Genomic DNA, 20,477 nt, shown 5'->3' on the forward strand with positions numbered 1-20,477 from the left:
GAGACTTCTTCCATGACGACAACCCTTACAACCCGCAAGCTGCCCCCTTCTACCCACCCTTTTGCGGATGTAGTCCACCGCTTGGAGGCTGGGGGATCCATGTTGCCGGATACGCCGGAAAACCTGATGCAAATTATCGGCCTCTACAAAGCCTATGCCGTGCCAATGGATTTCTACTGGCGGGATCTGCTCTACATTGCCGAGCAGGTGTTTGTGGATCCCTTGCCTTTTTTCAAGTTCATCATTCCTGAAGAGTATCTGAAGCTGGCCAACCACTACGCGGGGGATAACGCGGATTTGCGCATTTGGCGAGGCCAGGCTACGGCCCATCCCGAGCTGCTGGAGTTTATGGAAAAGGGGGAGCTGAAGCGCAAGCTGCCCAGGATTTTGCATCACCTCTGGCATGACCGCATCAACATGGAATTTGCCGAAGAATGTATGCGGGCCATGCTCTGGCACCGGGATATGGGGGGCTTGCTGGATCCCTACATGGATTCCGAAGAATACAAGCAAAATGCCGACCGCGCCATCCGCGCCTATTGCCAGGGCAACCCCTTGTTGATGGGGCTATACAAGCTCTTCCCCGATATGTTTTTGGAGCTGTGCCGCCAGGCCACCATGTACTCGGTGTTGGGCCTGTTTTGGGAGGTGATGGCTCCGGTCTTTTTTGAGATGAGCGATCTCTACGATGAAGGCAAAATTACCAGCGTGCCGGAGGCGATGAACTTTCTGGTCAACGGGATCTTCGCCATTGCCGGACGACCCATCTACCACCGCGTGCGTATTCGGGGAGAATGGTACGATATTGTGCCCAAATCCAAAGGATTCACCTGGCTATATGAGGCTGCCTTCCCCTATGTAGAGGCCGTGTTTTATCGCACCTCTCCTTTCCGCGGCACTAAGTCCTACAACGCCCAGGCCAACGAAGTTCCCACCAACCAGTTGGACTTTCACTACGGGATCCTCTACGCCGATAAGTTTCCGGTGGGCACCGCCGGGATCCCGCCCACGCTCTTGCACCAGGATATGTACCACTTTTTGCCCCAGTATTTGGTGGAGTATTATCGCAAGCATTGCCGCGGCGAAGAGGACATGCTGATTCAATTGGGGGTTAGCTTCCAGCGCTCCATGTACAACGTCACCTCAGCCGTGATTCAGGCGGGAAGGGCCGCTTTCTTGTATCCCCTTGATGATCCAAATCCACGGCACTTGATGATGAATCGCCGTTATTTTGAGGGCCAACTCAATCGCTTCACTCGACCGGAATACGGGATCCGAGAAGCCGCCCGTCTTTCCTACATCCAAGATCAGAATTATCGCTAGCCTATGGCAACTTTAACCATCCCAAAACATTTCGAGCAGCAACTTTGTTAGCAGCAACTTCCCAGCCAAAGGATCCCAGCCATGCCCGATATTGTTGATATTGCGGTCTCTGCTGAGGGTTTTTCCACCTTGGTAACTGCCGTTAAAGCGGCAAACCTGGTGGATACTTTGAAAAGCCCCGGCCCCTTTACCGTTTTTGCCCCCACCGATGCGGCTTTTGCCAAGCTGCCCCCTGGCACCATCACCACTCTGGTGCAAAACATCCCCCAACTGACCCGCATCTTGTGTTACCACGTGGTGCCCGGTCGCCTGAAAAAGGCGGATTTGGCCAAGTACCAAAGTGTGGGCTCGGTAGAGGGATCCCCCATCGATCTCACCATTGAAGGGGATGTGTTCGAGGTGAACAACGCCACCGTTATCCAAGCGGACATCGAAGCCGATAACGGCATCATCCACGTCATTGACACCGTCATCCTGATGCGGCCCCACTGGTTCTGGCCGATCATGAACTCTGCTTTGGCCGCCTCGGCCAGAGGATAAACGGATCCATCCTGAACGGAGGTTGGGGAAAGTGCCTTGGTGAACACTCTCCCCGGCTATGCCTTCCAATGGGTACGGTCAGAGATTTCTGCTCCGCGTGCAGTCTACACCATCCCCCGCCCCCCACAGGGTGGGGATTTTTGTCTCTCGGTAGCAGTGATGTCGCCGTCTTTTAAACCCGGAGATGAATCCGAAGCTTGGCCTGATACGTACCTTATTTAGCCTGTTCTCTGACCGAGGAGCTTTTTTCCATGTTGTTGATCGGTTTTGCCCTTCGGCCTCGTTCAATTTTCGAGGCTTTTTGCGGCTTTTGCCTGGTTGCTGTCTTGTTTCTCAGCGGTTGTGGTGGTGGCAGCGATTCAGTTACCGTTCTCCCTCCTCCTGCTCCGCCGGGAGCCGTGGTGTCCACTGCCGCCTTGACTCTTTCTCCAGGTGCTGAGGTTCCCCCAGTAGCAGTGCCCAGCTCCGCCAGCGGCAGTGCCGTTGTCACTTTGAATCAGACCACCCGTACCTTGTCCGTTCAGGGGAGCTTTACAAATCTCACAACCCCACTTCTACCCATTGCTGATTTTGGCCCTGGGCACATTCACATTGCTCAGCCGCAGCCAGGACAATCTTTCGCCCAGGCCACAGGGCCGGTGGCCTTTGTCTTGAACATGTTGCCGAATCCAGGCAATCAGTCGGGGAATTTCCGACTGGAAGCCAACCTCACCCCTGAGCAAGTCTCCAGCTTTTTGGCCGGAGCTTACTACATCAACATTCACACGCAGGCCAACCCGCCGGGCGAGTTGCGAGCCCAGGTGGTTTTCCCTCGCTAAGGTTTGATCCAGTACCCCATCTGGGATCCCCGCAGGTGAGGGGATCCCTAATTTTTGCGGACGGATTGGCTGTTCTGTGAACTCCCCCACGGTCAGTCGTGCCGGCAGGACAGAGTTTCTGTGTAGCTCCTGGCCAGCAGCTTTCGGTAGTCCTGGAGCTGGCCTGCCAGTCCCCTTTACAGAGCGAGCTGTAGGCTTCACCTCTGGGCTAGCTGTGGAGCGCCAAGGGAATAACTACACAGGTTGTTGCCCACCTACAATGGCCCGACAGCGAATGTAGGGGCCGCCTGCATCCACCTTGGCCGGTTGACCCTTGCCGCAATGGCCGGATCCCAAATCCCACAGGAAGTCCCGCGAGACGGCATCCACCGATTGCAGCACCTCAAAAGCATTGCCGGTGATGGTGACACCGCGCAGCAACTCCGCCAGCTTGCCATCGCGAATGCGGTAGGCCCGCTCCACGCCAAACATAAACTCGCCGGTGGAGTCCGCCTGCCCGTTCCTGGCCCCATCCAGGAAGTAGCCATCGGGAGTGCTGGCGATGATTTCTTCTAGCGTTTGGGATCCGGGCTCGATGAAGGTGTTGCGCATGCGGATCAAAGGCTCATCGGCGTATTCCCAGGCGCGGGCATTGCCGGTGGGCTCCACCCCAAAGTGGGCGGCAGTTTCGCGGTTGTGGAGATAGCTGACCAGAATGCCGTTTTGGATGATGGTGGTGCTTTGGGTAGGAACGCCCTCGTCGTCCACAGGAAGGGTTCCCCCTGCCCCTGGCATAAACTCTGAATGGCCGGAGTCTTTGAGGGTAACCCAGTCGCTGGCCACCCGCTGCCCCAGCTTGCCGGCAGCCACAGAACCCGCCAGAACAAAATCCGCCTCGACCGTGTGGCCAATGGCCTCGTGCACCAACAGCCCCACGATGGAAGGCGACAGAATAACCGTGGCCCATCCCCCTTCTGCGTAGCCTGCGGACAATAAATCAACCGCGGTAGCAGCCGCCTTTTCCGCCATCTGCAAGGGATGCGAGCGGAACAGGCAATCCCATCCCCCTGTTACCCCAATGGCCTCGGAGCCACTGCTGAGCTGGCCGGCAGCTTCGGCCACCGCCTGAACTCGCAGCTCGGGGCGCACCAGACGAAAGGCCACATCCGCCCCATCGGTGGTGACAATGGCTTTTTCCTCGTAGATCTCGTTGTAGGTGCAACTGGCGGAGCTAATTTGGCGAGAGGCCTGCCGGGCCTGCGCCTCGGTTTCCAAAGCCAACTGGATCTTCGCCTCCAGCGGTTTGTTCAACACCTCCTCCACACCGGGCTCGCAGAACTCCCCTTGGGCCAGCCGCACACTGGGCAGGGATCCCAGTTTTTGCTTGCGGTAGTCGGCGCTGGCTTGGGCGGCACGGCGAGCTTCAGCGATGGCCTCCCGAATGGCAGCCGGCGAGGGATCCCCGGTGGCAGCAAAGCCCCAAGTGCCGGCCTCCAACACCCGCACCCCCACTCCGGAACGGCGACGAACCGCGGTGCGCTCAAGGCGGCCCTTCTCGGCAGTGACGCTGCGGAACACCTTGCTGTGGTAGCGCAGTTCCACAAAGCCAGAGCAGTCCCGAAGGATGTCGCGCAGAAGGTCTCGCATAGCAACAGGGAGATGGGTGTAGTCCTCAGTCCAGCATAGCCCGATCCTGGAAAGTCGATGAGCTGCCACGCCGAGTGAAAGCCCCGATCCCGTTCGTGTCAGCAGTGCGGAACATTTTGGCCAGGCCCGCCGTTAGAGGACAAAGTTAACCAGCTTTTTCGGCACCACCACCACTTTTTTGGGTGTTGCCCCCTCCAGGTATTTCTGCGCTGCTTCTGACCGAAGGGCCAACTGTTCCTGCTCCTCCGGCGTTACCTCGGCAGGGGCCTCAAACGAGCCGCGCAATTTGCCGTTCACCTGAATCACAATGGTCACCGTGTCGGCCACCAGCGCTGCCGGGTCATAGCTGGGCCAAGACTGCCGATGCACCGAGTCTGCGCCCCCCAGCGCCTGCCACAGCTCCTCCGCAATATGGGGGGCAAAAGGCGCCATCAGCAACACCAGCGTGCGGATCCCCTCTGCATAGACCGGCGAATCCGGGATCCCGGCCTCCCCCAGAGCATTGCTCAGCTTCATCAGCTCGGCAATGGCGGTGTTGAATTGATAATCGTTTTCCAGATCTTCGCTGACTTCCTTGATGGCGGTGTGGATGGCCCGGCGCAGATCTTTTTCCGCCTTGGTCAGGGATCCCACCTCGACCTTGGCCGGCAACAGCTCTGGGGCCCCGCTCTGCAAGGACTCCGTCCCGCTACCGCGAACGACAAACTCGTACACCTGCCGCCAGACGCGGTTGAGAAAGCGAAATTGCCCCTCCACATCGGCATCGTCCCACTCCAGATCCTTCTCCGGCGGGGCCTTGAAGAGGATAAACATGCGGGCCGTATCCGCCCCGTAGTGGGCCAGCACCTCCTCGGGATCCACGCCGTTGCCCTTGGACTTGGACATGGTGGCATAGATCACTTCCAGGGGTTCGCCGGTCTCCGGATCTGTGGGGTTGTCGGGATCCTTCACCAGAGCTGCCGGGATCCAGCGATCCTTGCCGGACTTGTTGGGGTTGTAGTAGGTGCGCCCTTGCACCATCCCCTGGGTGAGCAGACGCGAGAACGGCTCGTCAAAATCCAGCAGCCCCCGATCCCGCAACACCTTGGTAAAAAAGCGGGAGTAGAGCAGGTGCAGGATGGCGTGCTCAATGCCACCCACATACTGATCCACCGGCAGCCAGGCGTTCACCCGGTCTTTGCGGAAGATCTCTCGGTCGTTGCGGGCATCGCTGAAGCGCAGGAAGTACCACGACGAGCAGATGAAGGTGTCCATGGTATCGGTTTCCCGGCGAGCCTCCGCGCCACAGGTGGGGCACTTCACCTTCACCCAGTCCTCCAACTGGGCCAACGGGGATCCCCCTCGCCCCGTCAGCTCCACATCCTCCGGCAAGAGCACCGGCAGATCCTTCTCCGGCACCGGCACAATGCCACAGTGGGGACAATGGATCACCGGGATGGGACAACCCCAGTAGCGCTGCCGCGAGATCAGCCAATCCCGCAGGCGGTAGTTGATCTGCTTTTCCCCCAGCCCCTGGGCTTCCAGCCAGGCGATGGCCCTTTCCACACTTTGCCCTGGGCCTTTGCCCACCGGGATCCCGTCTAGGGGGCCAGAGTTGATCATCACCCCTTCCCCCGTCCAGGCAGCCTGCAGTTCTGAGGACTCCGTCCCGCTGGCGCGATCCGCTGAGGCCGGAGAACCCTCCGGCGGCTGCACCACCCGCTTGATGGGCAGGCCGAACTTGCGGGCAAACTCGAAATCCCGCTGGTCGTGGGCAGGCACAGCCATGATGGCCCCCGTCCCGTAGCCCATCAACACATAGTCGGCAATCCAGATGGGGATTCGCTCTTGGTTGACGGGGTTGATGGCGTAGGATCCCGTCCAAACCCCTGTCTTTTCCCGGTCTTCGGCGCTGCGCTCGATCTCGCTGCGGGCAGCGGCCTGGGCTTGATAGGCTCTGACGGCCTGCAGTTGCTCGGCGGTGGTGAGCTTGTCCACCAAGGGGTGCTCTGGCGCCAGCACCATGAAGGTGGCCCCCCAGAGGGTATCAGGCCGGGTGGTGAATACTGCCAGCTCGTCCCCTGCCTCGGTTTTGAAAATCACCTTGGCCCCTACCGATTGGCCGATCCAGTTCTCCTGCATGGTGCGCACCCGCTCCGGCCAGCCGGAGAGCTTTTCCAGATCCGCCAGCAGTTGGTCGGCATAGGCGGTGATTTTGAAAAACCACTGCTTGAGCATGCGCTTTTCCACCAGGGCACCGGATCTCCAGGAGCGCCCCTCCGCATCCACCTGCTCGTTGGCCAGCACCGTCTGATCCACCGGATCCCAGTTCACCGCCGCCTCTTTCTGGTAGGCCAAGCCCGCCTGCAAAAATTGCAGGAAGATCCACTGCGTCCACTTGTAGTAGTCCGGCGAACAACTGGTAATCTCCCGCTCCCAGTCGTAGGACAGGCCCAACCGCTGCAACTGATCCCGCATCTGGGCAATGTTTTGGTAGGTCCACTTGGCCGGTGGGATCCCCCGGTCGATGGCGGCATTCTCCGCCGGCAGGCCAAAGGCATCCCAGCCCATCGGGTGCAGCACTGCGTACCCCTGCATTCGCTTGTAGCGGGCAATTACATCGGTGATGGTGTAATTGCGCACATGCCCCATGTGCAGGTTGCCGCTGGGGTAGGGGAACATAGACAGGGCATAAAATTTGCGGCTCCCGTCCTTCAGCTCTGGGGTGCGATCCAGCCCAATTTCACGCCAGTGGGCTTGCCACTTGCTCTCGATGGCCTGGGGATTGTAGCGCGCGTCCACGGTTCGATGCTCCTGGGAAAAAAGCGCTCACGCTGGGAGATAGAAGCATTTTGACATACTCCCCACGCCAGTGCTCTCAAGCAAGGAACGGGATCCCTATTGGCGCTGACAAACCGACAAGCAGGGATCACAAGCAGGGATCAGTAGGTTTCTTCGTGCCACCTGTCTGCTTTCTTCAGTTCCTTCTGGAACTTGCTCCAATCCTGACCGGCTTGTTCGGCCAAAGGCCCCATGACGTTGTTGATCCCGTCCTCCATCCCCTTGAGGCCGCAGATGTAGGTGTAGGTGTTGGGCTGTTGCAGCATCTCCCACAGCTCGGCGCCGTACTCGGCCATGCGGTTTTGCACGTACATTTTCTTGCCATCAGGGGTTTGTTGCTCGCGGCTGATGGCGTAATCGACGCGGAAGCGATCCCCGTACTGGGCTTTCCAGGCCTCCAGATCCCCGTGGTAGAGCAAGGTGGAAGTGGTGGGCACCCCAAAGAACAGCCAGATCTTGCCCTGATAGTTGGGATCCTCCTCAAACAGGTGCTTGATGAAAGCGCGAAAAGGAGCAATGCCAGTGCCGGTGGCGATCAAAATCAGGTTGGCGTTCTCATCTTCGGGCAGTAGGAAGGTTTTCCCCGATGGCCCCGTAATCATCACCTCATCGCCCGCCTTCAAATCGGTGAGGAAGCCGGAGCAGACCCCCACCCCCGGCTGGCCTGTCTCTCTATCGACATATTCAGCCCGCTTCACGCTCAAAGAGACGGTGCGCCCCTCGCCATCATCGCCAAAGCGGGTGGAAGCAATCGAGTAGAGGCGGGGCTTGTGGGGCTTGCCCTTGGCATCTTCGCCAGGAGGGATAATGCCAACGCTTTGCCCTTCTAGGTAGCGGTAGTTGGGATCCGGCAAGCTGAGCACAATGTGCTTAGTCAGTCCGGGTGCTCCTTCACCGACAATGGAGTAGGTCTCCACGCAGTGGCCGATCAACGGTGCGTTGGGACGATACAGATTGACGACAACCTCTCGCTTTTCTGCGCTGGCAACCATACCTGCGATCTGCTCCTGGCACTGGGAGGAAATGAGTTTACATATAGCAAAATAGCAAACACCACAGCAGCCCGGCTGCTCAAATGGAACTTGTCAGAGGAGAAGCAGACGACCTTCGCCAGCCCCCCAGGCCGTCCTGAGAGCGGCAACCCCGGAAAAATAATCCCGGCCAAGCTCATCGGCCAAAAATATGGATTTTTTGTTAAATTGTTGCTTGTGGTGCCCACAGCTCTGGCCTGCCAGCGGCTTGTGATGTAACGGCTTTATTTGGTATCATGCAAGACCGTAACAGTTGGTAACTTTCTAGAGCCTTTTTCTCAGTTTTGCCCTGCCCGTCCCCAAGGAGTTCCCATGGCAAGCAGTCCTGATCGTGTTGTGATGATTGGTGTCGCCGGAGATTCTGGCTGTGGCAAGTCCACCTTTTTACGCCGGCTGGGGGATCTATTTGGCCGGGATCTGATTACCACCATCTGTCTGGATGACTATCACTCCTTGGATCGCTACCAGCGCAAAGAGAAGGGCATCACGGCGCTGGATCCCCGCGCCAACAACTTCGACCTGATGTACGAGCAGGCCAAGGCGCTTAAGAACGGCCAAAGTGTGATGAAGCCCATCTACAACCACGAGACGGGGCTGATTGACCCACCGGAGCTGGTGGAGCCCAACCGCATCATCGTCCTGGAGGGGCTGCATCCCATGTATGACGAGCGGGTGCGCCAGCTGCTGGACTTCAAGGTGTACTTGGATCTGGCCCCAGAGATCAAGATTGCTTGGAAAGTGAAGCGGGACATGGCGGAGCGGGGCCACACCTACGAAGATGTGTTGCGCTCAATCGAGGCTCGCCGCCCGGACTTTGAAGCCTATGTCGATGTGCAGAAGCAGTACGCCGATGCCGTCATTGAGGTTTTGCCTACCCAGTTGTTGCCGGAGCTGGATCCAGAGCACAAAGTACTGCGGGTGCGGCTGATCCAGCGGGAAGGGGTGAAGTACTTCGACCATGTTTATCTCTTTGACGAAGGCTCCACCATTGATTGGATCCCCTGCGGCAAAAAGCTGACTTGTTCCTATCCAGGGATCCGCCTCCACTATGGCCCTTCCACCTACTTCGAGCACCCGGTTTCGATTCTGGAGATCGACGGCACCTTCGACAAGCTGGAAGAGGTCATCTACATCGAGAACCACCTGAGCAACTTGTCCACCCGCTACTATGGCGAGCTGACGGAACTGTTGCGCAAGCACCCGGAATACCCGGGATCCCGCAATGGCTCTGGCCTGATCCAGGTCATCGTGGGCCTGAAGCTGCGCGCCCTTTACGAGCAAATTCGGGCAGAAGCCAAAGAGCTGGCGGTGGCTTCCTAGTGTTTGCCCCGCTTAGGGGATCCCTTCGGTAAAGTGTTGGTGCAGGTCGGCTGACTCAGCATAGGTCGGCAGTAGAGCTTCGGTGTATGCAGGGATTCCAGTTGGAGATCTTTCCGGAGGGCCCCGTCTTAATCCAACGGGCCATCGAGATTTGGCAAGGTCGGTCAGCCGCTGCCATTCGCGAGCGGGGACGCTTTACGGTGGTCTTGGCCGGGGGAAGCACCCCCAAGAAGCTGTATGCTGCCCTGGCCCAAACCCCAGGGATCCCTTGGCAACAAACCTGGCTGTTCTGGGGAGACGAGCGCTATGTTCCCCCGGATCACCCTGAAAGCAACTACCGCATGGTACGAGAAACCCTGCTGCAGCAGATCGGGATCCCGGCGGCTCAAGTTTTCCCTATGCCCACCCAAGCGGGGGATCCCCTTCGCGATGCTGCCGAATACGAGGCCACCCTGCGGCAGATTTTCGGTGCAGAGTGCCCTTCTCTCGACCTGGTATGGCTGGGGGTGGGGGAAGACGGCCACACAGCTTCCTTGTTTCCCGACACAGCCGCTCTGCAGGTGCAGCACCGCTGGGTGACAGTGGGGCAAAAAGGGCAGGAGCCGCGTCTAACCTTGACCTATCCTGTTCTGAACCAAGCAGCCCAGGTGGTGTTCCTGGTAACCGGAGCGAACAAAGCCCCCATCGTGAAAGAGGCGCTGACCACCGAGGCCCACCTACCCTGCCAGCGCATAAACCCCAGAGGACGGCTGCTGTGGTTGCTGGATGCGGCGGCAGCGGCTCAACTGCCCCTGCCCTGTGTCCCGCTGCTCAGCTAAACAACAGGCGGGCTAACTGCCGATGGGATAGGATCCCCAGGCCCACCGCCCCCAAAATCATCCCAGCCCATTCCAGTGGCCACAGGTTTGATAGCCCCAGCGGCCAACGCACCAGGTTTCATGGGTCGAGAACCGGCGGGGCAGGGATCCCTCAGGGGTTGCCGGGCAAATTCTTCAGTACTGGAATCACCAGCTCTTGGACGGGCAGCGCTACGGGCTGGGCGGAGTCACTGCTCAGGGAGCTGGATGGCGCAGAAGGAGAAGAGCTGGGGATCTCGCCCATGGGCCGCAGTTGCCAGCGGATGATCTGCTCGCCGCGGTAAAAGGTGACCAACAACTGATCCCCTTGCGATTGAATTTGCCAGGTGCCATCACCGCTGGTTACCGAAATATGGCCGCCGGAAAAGGGTGCATCCAAAGCCGGCCCCGATTGGCTCCAGATACGCCCGCCACCCGTTTCCAAGATCAATTGCACCGTCGCCCCCTGCCCCTGGCCGCTCAAAATTTGGCCGGTTCCGCTCCAAACTCGGGTTTCCGTCTGAGCCACGGCGGGTTGCCCAAGCTGCAGAACCATGAGCAACAGCCCTGCCCAGCTCCAGTGATTTCGCAGCCTCCCTCTCCCATCAGGGAAGAAGGAAGAAGAGCGAGAGAAACAAGCCATTGCACTCACGTTGATACCACGCGCCGCGATAGGACTGAAACAGACGAAGAAGAAGGCGAAAAGGTGTCGCAGGAAGCAATCCCTTACACAGTTTTTTTCACAGCTCGCTGAAAGCCTTTGGGATCCCTCTGCGCTCTCTTGGCTCTGGGTTGAGCCTGCTGCCGGAATCCTCCCTCGGCTTGATCCCAATCTAGCAATCTCCATCCCCCCAGCCAGGATGTAACCTGAGACTCTGGCTGCGGGGATCCCCAGCAACCGTTTCGCCAATGCGCAGAGCCAAGGCCCAGGGTATCTCCGACGCGATCCCGATCCTCACTACTTGAGAGAAAGGAAACGCTCCAGAGCTGCCACCATTGCCGGTGGCCAACGGCGGACGGTTTTCACCCATTCCAGGTCGGCGTAGCGGGGATCCAGTCCTTGCACAGCCACCCAGTGACTTTCAGCCTCTCCCTGGCGACCCTGCGCCCAAAGAATGGCGCTGAGAGCAGCCCGCATATCTGGAAACTTCGGGTACTTGCGCACCAGAGCCCGCATCAAGCGCAGGGCAGCTTCTGTTTCGCCCACCTGGTAGAGGCTCAGAGCATAGTTGGCCTGAGCGAAGGCGTAGTCGGGAGCCAGTTCTGTAGCGCGGCGGTAGTCGGCCAAAGCCTGTTGCCATTGGCCCAGCCCTGCTTCCGCATTGCCGCGGTTGTTGTAGGCTGCCGCATCGTTGGGATCCAACTGCAACACTCGTTCGTAGTCTGCAATCGCCTCCTGCCACCGCCCCAACCCCTCCAAAGCAGCCCCTCGGTTGAGATAGGGATCCGGTGCCTCAGGGGCCAAACGAATGGCCTCAGCATAATCCTCCAGAGCTGCCTGCAGTTGGTGCAAGCTGACACGGGCGTTGCCCCGGTTGCTCCACAGGGCTGGATTATCAGGCTGGATCTGCAACAGTTGAGTCCACAGGGCTTCCGCCTGGGCAAAATCTCCCCTCTGAGTTGCAGCAAAGGCTTCCTCAAACAGTCGATCGATCTCGTGATCTACCCTGTTGCTCGCTGCCGTTGCCACCACACCCGATCCAGGCCAGATAGGGATCCCCAACCAAAGCAGCAGCCCCAGCAACAGAGCCGAGAGGACATTGGAGACAGACTTCATGGCCGCCAAAACCACCTCAGATGGGGTGTTTCCACCTTAAGCCATCGCCACAGAAGGGGGTCTGATGGTTAGCGCGCCCTGGAGGACTCGAACCCCCGACATCCGGTTTTGGAGACCGACGTTCTACCAACTGAACTAAGGACGCATTGGCCAAAGGTTACACCCGCTTACCCAGTGTAGCAGGTACACCTAATTTTCAGAGGAGCTGTTCCTCAACTATCTGGGCTCTCTGCCTTAGCCTTGATGCGAGTGGCTTTGCCCACCCGATCCCGCAAATAGAACAGCTTGGCCCGACGCACTTTACCCCGCCGCAGCACCTGAATCGACTCGATGCGCGGGGAGTGAATGAGGAAAACCCGCTCCACACCGATCCCTTGGAAAACCTTGCGCACCGTAATGGTGCGGTTGATACCGGAGTGGCGCATGGCAATGACCGTGCCCTCAAAGGCTTGTACCCGCTCCTTGCCCCCCTCTTGAATGCGAACTCCCACCCGTACCTGATCCCCAACCCGAATCTCCGGCAGATCCGGCTTCATCTGGGCAGCTTCAATGGAGCGGATGATCTCCTCAGCGTTGATGCGAACGTTCATGGCCTTCCCGCACTACCGGCAGTTAACCATGGTAACAATCGTCGCTGTTTTTTGTACAGAGCTGGCCGACATAGAGCTCAAGAGGTGGGAGACTGTGTTTACGCTTCCCCCATTTTTCCAATAGGCTAGACAAAGATAAAGCTTTTGTTACAAACGGGAGACTTTTGTGATCCTGCACACCGATGAGCCCAAGACGGGATCCCTGTCTACTCCCAGGCCTGCAGATCAGCCTCTGCCGCAAAGCAAACCCCGCCCCAAGAGATTTCCCTTCGGTTGGATGCTCCTGGGCTTGCTGTTGGCCGGCCTAGGGGGCAGCGGTCTCCTGATCCAGCGTCAGCTGCAGCAGCAGAGGGCAGAACGGCTGGAAAGATTGACGGTACCGGTTCAAGTGGTGGATCTGACCCAACGCCTGCGGGTGAGCGGCCAGGTGCAGCCGCTCCGCCAGGTGAATGTCAGCCCTCGCGAGTCGGGTCGCCTGGCGGAACTGTTGGTGGATCAGGGAGATGAAGTGGTGGCAGGGCAGTTATTGGCCCGGATGGACTACGGCGATCTCGCCAGTGGCATTCGCCAAGCCCAAGCCCGCATTCAAGAGCTGCAAGCCCGTCTAGCGGAGCAACAGGCCGGAGAGCGCCCCCAGGTGATCGCGGCGGCCCAGGCCAGGGTGGATGCTGCCCGGTCGCAGGTGGACTTGGCTCAGAGGGAGTTAGAGCGCATCCAGGCCCTGGTGCAGGCGGGGGTGGTAGCCCGCAGCGAGCTGGATCAACGCTCGGCCCGCCTGGAACAAGCGCAAGCGGATTTGCGAGCTGCTCAACAGGAGTTGGAGCGATTGCAACTGGGGAGCCGCCCGGAAACCCTACAGCAAATTCAAGCCCAAATTGCCCAGGCACAAGCCGAGCTGGCCCAACGGCAATCCCGGTTGGCTGACACCGAAGTCCGCGCCCCCTTTTCCGGTGTGGTGGTGCAGCGCTTTGCCGAGGTGGGATCCTTTGTAGCTCCCACAACAGCAGCTTCCGATGCCACCGCAGCTTCTTCCAGTTCCATTTTGGCGCTGGCTCAGGGAATTGAGGTGCGGGCAGAAGTGCCAGAAGCCCAGATTGCCCAGGTGCGGGTGGGTCAGCCGGTGGAGATCCGCTCCCTGGCCTACCCCGACCGCCTGGTGCAGGGGCGGGTGAAGCGGATTGCACCCGCTACGGTGGTGGTGCGAGAGGTAACCGTCTTTCGGGTCTTCGTTGAACCGGAGCCTGGGGCCGACTTTTTGCGCACCGGCATGACTGTTTCGGTGGATTTCATTGGGGATCCCCAGCCTCAGGCTCTGACGGTGCCCTCAGTGGCTATCCTCCGGGAGGAAAGCCAGGAAGGCGTGCTCCTGCTGGATCCCCAAAGCCGGCAACCTGTCTATCGCCGCGTGGAAACGGGCATCACTCAGGGTGGAGTTACCCAAATCCTCTCTGGTCTGCAGGCAGGGGATCGGGTCTTTACTGCCCTGCCTCCTGGGGTGAACCTAGAGACTTTGATTAAAAGAGCGGAGCAACAGCCATGAGCCTGGCAACGTCGGCCAAAATGGCCTGGCAAATGGTGCGACGGCATCGCCTGCGCACCGGGCTGAGCATGCTCGGGATCCTCATCGGCAATGCGGCGGTGGTGGCCATTGCCGGATTTGGCTATGCTGCCCAAGAGATGGCAGTGGATCAATTTCGCTCTCTGGGCACCAACTTGCTGATCGTCTTTTCGGCCAACTTGGGCCTAGCTGATGCCGGCAACATCCGCCCCCTCACCTTGGAGGATGTACGGGCTATTGCGGCGGAAGTGCCTGCCGTGTCAGCAGCCGTCCCCAGCCTGGGCACCAATGTGCGCGCTGTGCGAGGTGGAGTGGATCGCCGCTATGAGGCCACCGGCACTTGGCCGGAGTATTTGTCGGTGTTGAACTTAGAGATCGAGGCAGGCCGCTTCCTCTTGCCCTCGGATATCGAGGAACAGCGCCCGGTGGTGGTGCTGGGCAGCGATGCCGCCAGCCAGTTGTTCGGCCTGGATCCCGCCGCTGCTATTGGGGAGACCGTCCTGCTGAACAACTTGCCCTTCGAGGTGATCGGCACTTTGCGCTCGAAGCCGACGGTGTTTGGCAACAGCGATGCCGGAGTGTTTCTGCCGGTGGACGTGGTGGCCAATCGGTTGGTCGGGCGGCGTTCCCCCTACGGCACAGAGCTGACGGCGATTTTCGTCTCGGCCCGCTCTGAAGCCGATCTGCCTGCTGCCGAGTTCCAAATCCGCAACCTGCTGCGCCAGCGGCACCAATTGGTGGGAGAAGATGACTTCATCATCCGCAACCAGAAAGTGCTCCTGGATGGGTCGGCCAGGATTTTGAGCCTGCTGCGGGTGCTGCTGACGGGCACGGCGGCCCTCTCCCTGCTGGTGGGAGGGGTGGGGATCATGAATGTGATGCTTATCTCGGTTGCGGAACGCACCCATGAAATCGGGCTGCGCAAGGCGATCGGGGCCGATAGCCGGCAGATTTTGCAGCAGTTTGCCGCCGAAGCGATTTTCATTGCCGTGACCGGGGGGGTGCTCGGGATCCTCCTCAGCAGCGGCCTGCTGGTGGCGGTGCAGGTGTTCACCCCCTTGGCCACCCAAGTCGATGGGGTGGCAGTGGGAGTGGCGTTCTCCCTGTCCACTGGGATTGGGCTAGTCTTTGGCATTTTCCCGGCCCGCAAAGCGGCGCAACTGGATCCCATTGAGGCCCTGCGGGCTTAGAGCTCGTATCCAAACAGGCGGGGATCTGCCGGCTGCCCATCGAGATCCGCCAGGCCATATTCTGCCCAGCGGCGATCCACCAGGCGGGCTACTTCTGGATCCGGAGTGAGGGGCTCCCGCCAGGGAGCATCGGTTTCCGGGGGAATTTTGGTGGTGGCATCAATGCCCATCTTGCCCCCCAGACCCCGTTTTTCGGTGGCAAAGTCCAAGGTGTCAAAGGGGTTGTCCGCCAGAATAAACACATCCCGCTGCGGATCCACCCGCGAGCACAGGCACCAGAGCACCTGCCGTGGATCCCGGACGTTGATGTCTTTGTCCACCACGATCACAAACTTGGTGTAGCTAAATTGGGGCAGGGCGCTCCAAAAAGCCAAAGCCGCCCGCCGCGCCTGGCCAGGGTAGGCCTTGTCGATGGAGAGGATGGCTGCTTTGTAGCCCAGCGCCTCCATCGGCAAAAAGAAATCTACAATCTCCGGCACCTGCTGCCTGAGGATGGGGGTGTAGATGCGGTTCAGGGCCAGCGCCATCATGTCGTTCTCTTTGGGGGGCTTGCCGCTGAAGGTGGTGAGGTAGATGGGATCCCGGCGGTGGGTCAAGCAGTGGAAGCGAATCAGAGGGGCCTGCTCGTTGCGGGGGCCATAGTAGCCGATGTGATCCCCGGCAGGCCCGTCGGGGGCCACTTCCCCAGGGGTGATGGTGCCCTCCAAAACGATCTCAGCATGAGCCGGCACCTGCAGATCCACCGTTTTACACTGGGCCAGGTGCAACCCTTCTCCGGCGTAGAGACCGGCAAACAGCCACTCGGACAGATCCACCGGCAGAGGTGTGGCCGCCGCCAAAATCACCACCGGATCCACCCCCACCGCCACTGCCACCTCCAGCTTTTGGCCCAGGGCTGCCGCCTTGCGCAGATGCCGAGTTGCCCCCCGCACCGACAGCCATTGCACCGTCATGGTGGTGCGGCTTTGCAACTGCAGGCGGTACACCCCCACGTTGGGGATCCCGTTTTCCGGGTCTTTGGTTACCATCAGGCCCAAGGTCAGCACCCGTCCGGCATCGCCGGGGTAGACCCGCAACAGGGGCAATTGGGTGAGATCCACTTCCTCTCCCCGCCGCACCACCTGCTGACAGGGAGGGATCAGATCCCGGCTGGGTCTCGCTTTGAAGACGCTAAGCAGCGCCTGTCCCAACTCCACCGCCTGGGCAAAGCTCCGCGGTGGCCGCGGCTGGTAAAGCAGGGCCAGCTTTTTCCCCAGTTCCTCCAGATCCTGAGGCTGCTCCATTCCCAAAGCCCAGCAAATGCGCTCCACCGTGCCCAGGGTGTTGATGAGCAGCGGCATTGAGGATCCCTTCACCCGCTCAAACAGCAGCGCCGGCCCCCCGCAGGCCAAGAGGCGATCGGCAATCTCGGCAATTTCCAGATCCGGATCCACTTCTGCCGAAATGCGGCGGAGCTGACCACGGGATTCCAGCAGAGCAATAAAACGGCGTAGATCTCTGGGCATGAAAGGGAACCTAAGGGCTTACTTGTCGCGATTGAGGGCTAACCCGCTCATGAAGGGCTTCTGCAGCGCAATAAACACCAGCAGCGGCGGGATACTGGCGATGATCGCTCCCAGCATCATGGGGCCATAGGAGGCCGAGCTATCCAGATTGAGCAGGGATTGCAGCCCCACCTGCACCACTTGTCGCTCTCGGCCTTGCACGATCAAGCGGGGCCACAGGTACATATTCCAAGCGTAAACGAAGTGAATCACCGCCTGCGCCCCGATGGCGTTCCAGCTCAAGGGGATCAGCACCTGGGTGAGAAATTGCAGCGGGTTGGCCCCGTCCAGTTGGGCCGCCTCCGCCAGCTCGCGGGGAATGTTGGAAAAATGCTGGCGGAACAAAAACGTGGCCGTGGCGCTGGCCAGAAAGGGCACGATTAAAGCGTAGTAGGTGGATCCCCAGCCCAAGTTGGTGACCAACCGCAGCAGGGCAATGATCAAGATTTCTGTGGGCATCATCAGCGTGATCAGCACAAAGCCAAAGGCCAGCCCTTTGCCGGGAAAGCGGAAGTACACAAAGGCCAGCCCGGCTAGCAGCGACAAAACCGTCTTGCCCACGGTGATCGCCACCGCCACGATGGTGCTGTTGACCATGTAGTGGCCCAAGTGCCGCGCCACCATCACCTGATGCCAGTTGAAGGCAAAAGAGGAGCCAAAGGTCAATTGATAGCGGAACACCTCGGCATTGTTCTGGGTGCTCACGAGCAGGGCGTACAACACCGGAAATCCCAGAACCAAGCAGGCCAGCACCAGGCCCAAATGCACATACCAACGCTCCGGGATCCAGCGCCGCCAACGCCAGGGAGAAGGCTCTACCCAAGTTGAATTGGGCTGGGCCACTTGAGAGCGGGGATCCTGCAACAATTGAGCCATAGCACCTCCAGACGGCGAACACCGATGAGCAGATGGGCTTTTGAGTCGATCTTTGGCTTCTCTTGAGAGGATAATCCGCCAGAGTTAAGGGCAACCTAAGGAAGACCGGTCGCGTTAGCGGTGCAAGCACCTCTGCCCAGACTTGCGAGTGCTTTCACCGGCGATGGGGAAACGGGTAGAGTAGAACAGCAGTATCTGGATAACCCAAGAGAGGATCCCATGACTCGAGGCTTTGGCCCCTTCGGCAAAATCCAAGAAGCGCTCAAGAAAGCCCAAGAGGTGCGCGATGGCGCCCAAAGGCTGCAAAAAGAGCTGGAAGAGATGGAGATCGTCGGCGAAGCCGGCAATGGGCTGGTGAAAGTGACGGTCAACGGCAACCAAGAACCTCTCAAAGTCTCTCTGGATCCCCAAGTGCTCCAGGAGTCGGTGGATGTGGTAGAAGACTTGCTCCTGACAGCAATGGTGAACGCCTACACCCAATCTGCTGAGACGATGCGCAAACGCATGGAAGAGCTGACCGGAAACATCAGTCTGCCGGGGTTGGGACTGGGTTGAGCCCCACTTGCTTAACCCCGCTTGCTTAACTCTGTATGTACACTCGCCCCTTGGCTCGCCTCATCGAAGAGCTGCAACGGCTGCCCGGCATTGGCTCCAAAACCGCTCAGCGCCTAGCTCTCCACTTGATCAACCGGCCTGCCGGCGAGATCGAGGCCCTGGCCAAAGCCCTGCTGGAAGCCAAGCAGACGGTTCGGCACTGTTCCATCTGCTTCAACTGGTCAGCGGAGGATCCCTGTGAGATTTGCCGTTCGCCACAGCGGGATCCCTTGCTGTGGTGCGTGGTGGCCGACGTCAAAGACTTGATTGCGATGGAGCGCACCCGCGAGTTCAAGGGGCTCTACCACGTTTTGGGCGGCCTCATCTCCCCCATGAACGGGATCGGGGCCGACCAACTGCACATCCGCGAGCTGGTGGCCCGGGTGGCACGGGAAAAACCGCAGGAGCTGATCTTCGCCCTCAGCCCCAGTGTAGAGGGAGAGGTGACCATGCACGTGGTCAAGGATTACCTGAAGCCAGTTGCCCCCACCTTGCGCATGACCCGCCTGGCCTTCGGCCTGCCCATGGGATCCGAGCTGGAATATGCCGACGAGGTTACCCTGGCCCGTGCCTTGGAAGCGCGGCAGGAGTTGTGAGCCGCTCAGCCCCTCAATCGCAGCCGGTTACCCCCTCCGCGCAGTAGGTGCTCCACCAGGGGTTGAAGTTGGCAGGATCCTCGGGCAGAGTGCTGATATTCAGAAGTTCCTGGAAGCTGCTGTTGCGGCCTCCGTAGCGCAGGTGCATATGCACCGGATCCCCGTGGGGCGCCCGCAGAATCACGTAGGTGAAGGTCTCGCAACTGGCGTCTGCTCCAGGCTGCAACTGAAACAGATCCCAGATGGAACTGAGGGAACGATCGGGGTAGTAGAAGGGATCCGGCGCAGCCCCCCGATAGGCGTAGCGACATTTTTCCGCCAGGGGCTTTTTCCCTTCCAGGTCGGCATAAAAGGAGAAAAACTCCATCTTCTCGAACTTCACCCGCTTCGGATTGCGCGGATCGTTGGCCGATTGTTCCAGGGACGTATCCAGGGTAAAGACGCCATCAATTCCCAGGTAGGGCACTTTATAGGCGTTGGGGGACACAATCTGCAACTCCAAGGCTGCCGCAGCCGCTCCAAAACCCAGGAGACTCAAGCTGCCGATCAGCCAGGTTAGGGCCGTTGAAGAACCAATTTGGCGAGAGAGCATAAAACTTTGTTGTGCCTGTGTTGTGCAGTAAACTGCAGAGCAGTTTAGGGGAAGCTTTGAGCTCGTACCATCCCACTGGGGGGCATCTGGCGAGAAATTCGCCGACTGCAGGTGCAGCTCTGAGGAACGGGATCCTAAGACAAGGCGGTAGAATTGAGGTCAGGCTCACCGTAGAGGTGCCAGGTTTGCTGCCAGAGCCTGATATCTGGAAACTGATTTTGAAAGCGAGGAAAACCCCGTGGAGCTAGCTGAGATTGAGGAGTTGATGAACAAAGCTGTGCAAGCCACACAGCGCTCCTTTAATACGGTACGCACCGGGCGGGCCAATTCCAGCCTGCTGGATCGGATTCAGGTGGAGTACTACGGCGTGCCCACTCCCCTGAAGGCCCTGGCCAGCCTCACCACGCCAGACTCCAGCACTCTCTTGATCCAGCCCTTTGATCCCTCGACCCTGGCGGCCATTGAGCGGGCCATTGTTGCCTCTGACCTAGGTCTAACCCCCAGCAACGACGGCAAGGTGGTGCGGCTCACCATTCCCCCCCTGACGGAAGAGCGCCGCAAAGAGTTGAGCAAACAGGTGGCCAAGCTAGCCGAAGAGGGGCGAGTCTCAATCCGCAACATCCGGCGGGATGGCATCGACTCGGTGCGCAAGCGGGAGAAAAACGGCGAGCTGTCTGAAGATGAGTCCAAAAGCTTGCAGGATGACATCCAGAAGCTGACCGACCGCTATATCAAAAAGATCGATGAGCTGCTGGCAGAAAAAGAAAAGGAGCTGACGACGCTGTAAAAGCTCCTTGTGGACATAACTCCCCACGCTACTGGCCTGCTTCTGCATAGCCGTAGGAC

The 20,477-nt window shown here is 59.4% G+C and carries 19 protein-coding genes and 1 tRNA gene; 10 read left to right on the forward strand and 10 right to left on the reverse strand.

Translation table 11 applies throughout. The features are described 5' to 3' along the window. Positions 1-12: 12 nt before the first annotated feature. The 3 genes from NW816_RS06785 to NW816_RS06795 all read left to right on the forward strand — a co-directional run bounded on the left by NW816_RS06785 (position 13) and on the right by NW816_RS06795 (position 2,681). On the forward strand, positions 13-1,323 hold the full coding sequence (locus tag NW816_RS06785) for a CO2 hydration protein (RefSeq protein WP_414408664.1): 1,311 nt from the start codon (positions 13-15) through the stop codon (positions 1,321-1,323). A gap of 81 nt (positions 1,324-1,404) precedes the next feature. Then, positions 1,405-1,863, forward strand: a complete 459-nt coding sequence (locus NW816_RS06790; RefSeq protein WP_414408665.1) for a fasciclin domain-containing protein — start codon at positions 1,405-1,407, stop codon at positions 1,861-1,863. Positions 1,864-2,114: 251 nt separating this feature from the next. After that, positions 2,115-2,681, forward strand: coding sequence for a CHRD domain-containing protein (locus NW816_RS06795; protein WP_414408666.1), 567 nt, complete (start codon positions 2,115-2,117; stop codon positions 2,679-2,681). Positions 2,682-2,915: 234 nt separating this feature from the next. On the opposite strand, the gene NW816_RS06800 is transcribed toward NW816_RS06795, so the two are convergent. The 3 genes from NW816_RS06800 to NW816_RS06810 form a co-directional block, all read right to left on the reverse strand. Then, on the reverse strand, positions 2,916-4,307 hold the full coding sequence (locus NW816_RS06800) for a TldD/PmbA family protein (RefSeq protein ID WP_414357839.1): 1,392 nt from the start codon (positions 4,305-4,307) through the stop codon (positions 2,916-2,918). A 132-nt stretch (positions 4,308-4,439) separates the two neighbouring features. Next, complete coding sequence (gene leuS, locus NW816_RS06805; RefSeq protein WP_414408667.1) at positions 4,440-7,088, reverse strand: leucine--tRNA ligase; 2,649 nt, start codon at positions 7,086-7,088, stop codon at positions 4,440-4,442. 140 nt (positions 7,089-7,228) lie between these two features. Further along, a complete protein-coding gene (locus NW816_RS06810; RefSeq protein ID WP_011434421.1) occupies positions 7,229-8,119 on the reverse strand; it encodes a ferredoxin--NADP(+) reductase in 891 nt (296 codons plus the stop codon). A 351-nt stretch (positions 8,120-8,470) separates the two neighbouring features. On the opposite strand from NW816_RS06810, the gene NW816_RS06815 reads away from it, so the two are divergent. Continuing rightward, positions 8,471-9,478: a phosphoribulokinase gene (locus NW816_RS06815; protein ID WP_414330815.1), complete on the forward strand. Its 1,008-nt coding sequence runs from the start codon at positions 8,471-8,473 to the stop codon at positions 9,476-9,478. 86 nt (positions 9,479-9,564) lie between these two features. Further along, positions 9,565-10,296, forward strand: coding sequence for a 6-phosphogluconolactonase (gene pgl / locus NW816_RS06820; RefSeq protein ID WP_414408668.1), 732 nt, complete (start codon positions 9,565-9,567; stop codon positions 10,294-10,296). Positions 10,297-10,447: 151 nt separating this feature from the next. On the opposite strand, the gene NW816_RS06825 is transcribed toward pgl, so the two are convergent. From NW816_RS06825 to rplS, 4 genes are all read right to left on the reverse strand, one after another. Continuing rightward, positions 10,448-10,870, reverse strand: coding sequence for a hypothetical protein (locus NW816_RS06825; RefSeq protein ID WP_414344534.1), 423 nt, complete (start codon positions 10,868-10,870; stop codon positions 10,448-10,450). Positions 10,871-11,272: 402 nt separating this feature from the next. Next, positions 11,273-12,091, reverse strand: a complete 819-nt coding sequence (locus NW816_RS06830) for a tetratricopeptide repeat protein (protein WP_414408669.1) — start codon at positions 12,089-12,091, stop codon at positions 11,273-11,275. Between the two features lie 72 nt (positions 12,092-12,163). Next, positions 12,164-12,236, reverse strand: a tRNA-Trp gene (locus NW816_RS06835). A gap of 67 nt (positions 12,237-12,303) precedes the next feature. Beyond that, positions 12,304-12,669 (reverse strand): 50S ribosomal protein L19, encoded by a 366-nt coding sequence (rplS, locus tag NW816_RS06840; RefSeq protein WP_041437725.1) that lies wholly within the window; start codon positions 12,667-12,669, stop codon positions 12,304-12,306. A gap of 178 nt (positions 12,670-12,847) precedes the next feature. Between rplS and NW816_RS06845 the strand changes: the two genes are divergently transcribed. Together NW816_RS06845 and NW816_RS06850 are read left to right on the forward strand one after the other, a co-directional pair. After that, entirely contained in the window at positions 12,848-14,221 is a 1,374-nt protein-coding gene (locus NW816_RS06845; protein ID WP_414329040.1) for an efflux RND transporter periplasmic adaptor subunit, read from the forward strand. Next, positions 14,218-15,429: an ABC transporter permease gene (locus NW816_RS06850; protein ID WP_414408670.1), complete on the forward strand. Its 1,212-nt coding sequence runs from the start codon at positions 14,218-14,220 to the stop codon at positions 15,427-15,429. The genes NW816_RS06845 and NW816_RS06850 overlap by 4 nt, the downstream gene beginning before the upstream one ends. Here the strand turns inward: NW816_RS06850 and NW816_RS06855 are convergent. Then, entirely contained in the window at positions 15,426-16,934 is a 1,509-nt protein-coding gene (locus NW816_RS06855; RefSeq protein WP_414408671.1) for a UbiD family decarboxylase, read from the reverse strand. The two genes, NW816_RS06850 and NW816_RS06855, sit on opposite strands and share 4 nt — an antisense overlap. 18 nt (positions 16,935-16,952) lie before the next feature. After that, positions 16,953-17,849 carry a carbohydrate ABC transporter permease gene (locus NW816_RS06860; protein ID WP_414408672.1) on the reverse strand — a complete coding sequence of 299 codons (897 nt, stop codon included), beginning with the start codon at positions 17,847-17,849 and terminating at the stop codon, positions 16,953-16,955. Positions 17,850-18,068: 219 nt separating this feature from the next. Here NW816_RS06860 and NW816_RS06865 point away from each other — a divergent pair, with 219 nt between their 5' ends. Together NW816_RS06865 and recR are read left to right on the forward strand one after the other, a co-directional pair. Next, the gene (locus tag NW816_RS06865; RefSeq protein WP_011434432.1) at positions 18,069-18,404 is read left to right on the forward strand and encodes a YbaB/EbfC family nucleoid-associated protein; all 336 of its coding nucleotides are present in this window, start codon (positions 18,069-18,071) and stop codon (positions 18,402-18,404) included. 35 nt (positions 18,405-18,439) lie between these two features. After that, positions 18,440-19,039 (forward strand): recombination mediator RecR, encoded by a 600-nt coding sequence (gene recR / locus NW816_RS06870; RefSeq protein ID WP_414344525.1) that lies wholly within the window; start codon positions 18,440-18,442, stop codon positions 19,037-19,039. 13 nt (positions 19,040-19,052) lie between these two features. Here recR and NW816_RS06875 read toward each other — a convergent pair whose 3' ends face one another. Then, positions 19,053-19,631: a hypothetical protein gene (locus NW816_RS06875; RefSeq protein ID WP_414408673.1), complete on the reverse strand. Its 579-nt coding sequence runs from the start codon at positions 19,629-19,631 to the stop codon at positions 19,053-19,055. 238 nt (positions 19,632-19,869) lie between these two features. On the opposite strand from NW816_RS06875, the gene frr reads away from it, so the two are divergent. Beyond that, positions 19,870-20,418, forward strand: coding sequence for a ribosome recycling factor (frr, locus tag NW816_RS06880; RefSeq protein WP_011434435.1), 549 nt, complete (start codon positions 19,870-19,872; stop codon positions 20,416-20,418). The last annotated feature ends 59 nt before the right edge of the window (positions 20,419-20,477 follow it).

Source organism: Synechococcus sp. W55.1, assembly GCF_047461655.1.
GTDB lineage: Bacteria > Cyanobacteriota > Cyanobacteriia > Thermostichales > Thermostichaceae > Thermostichus.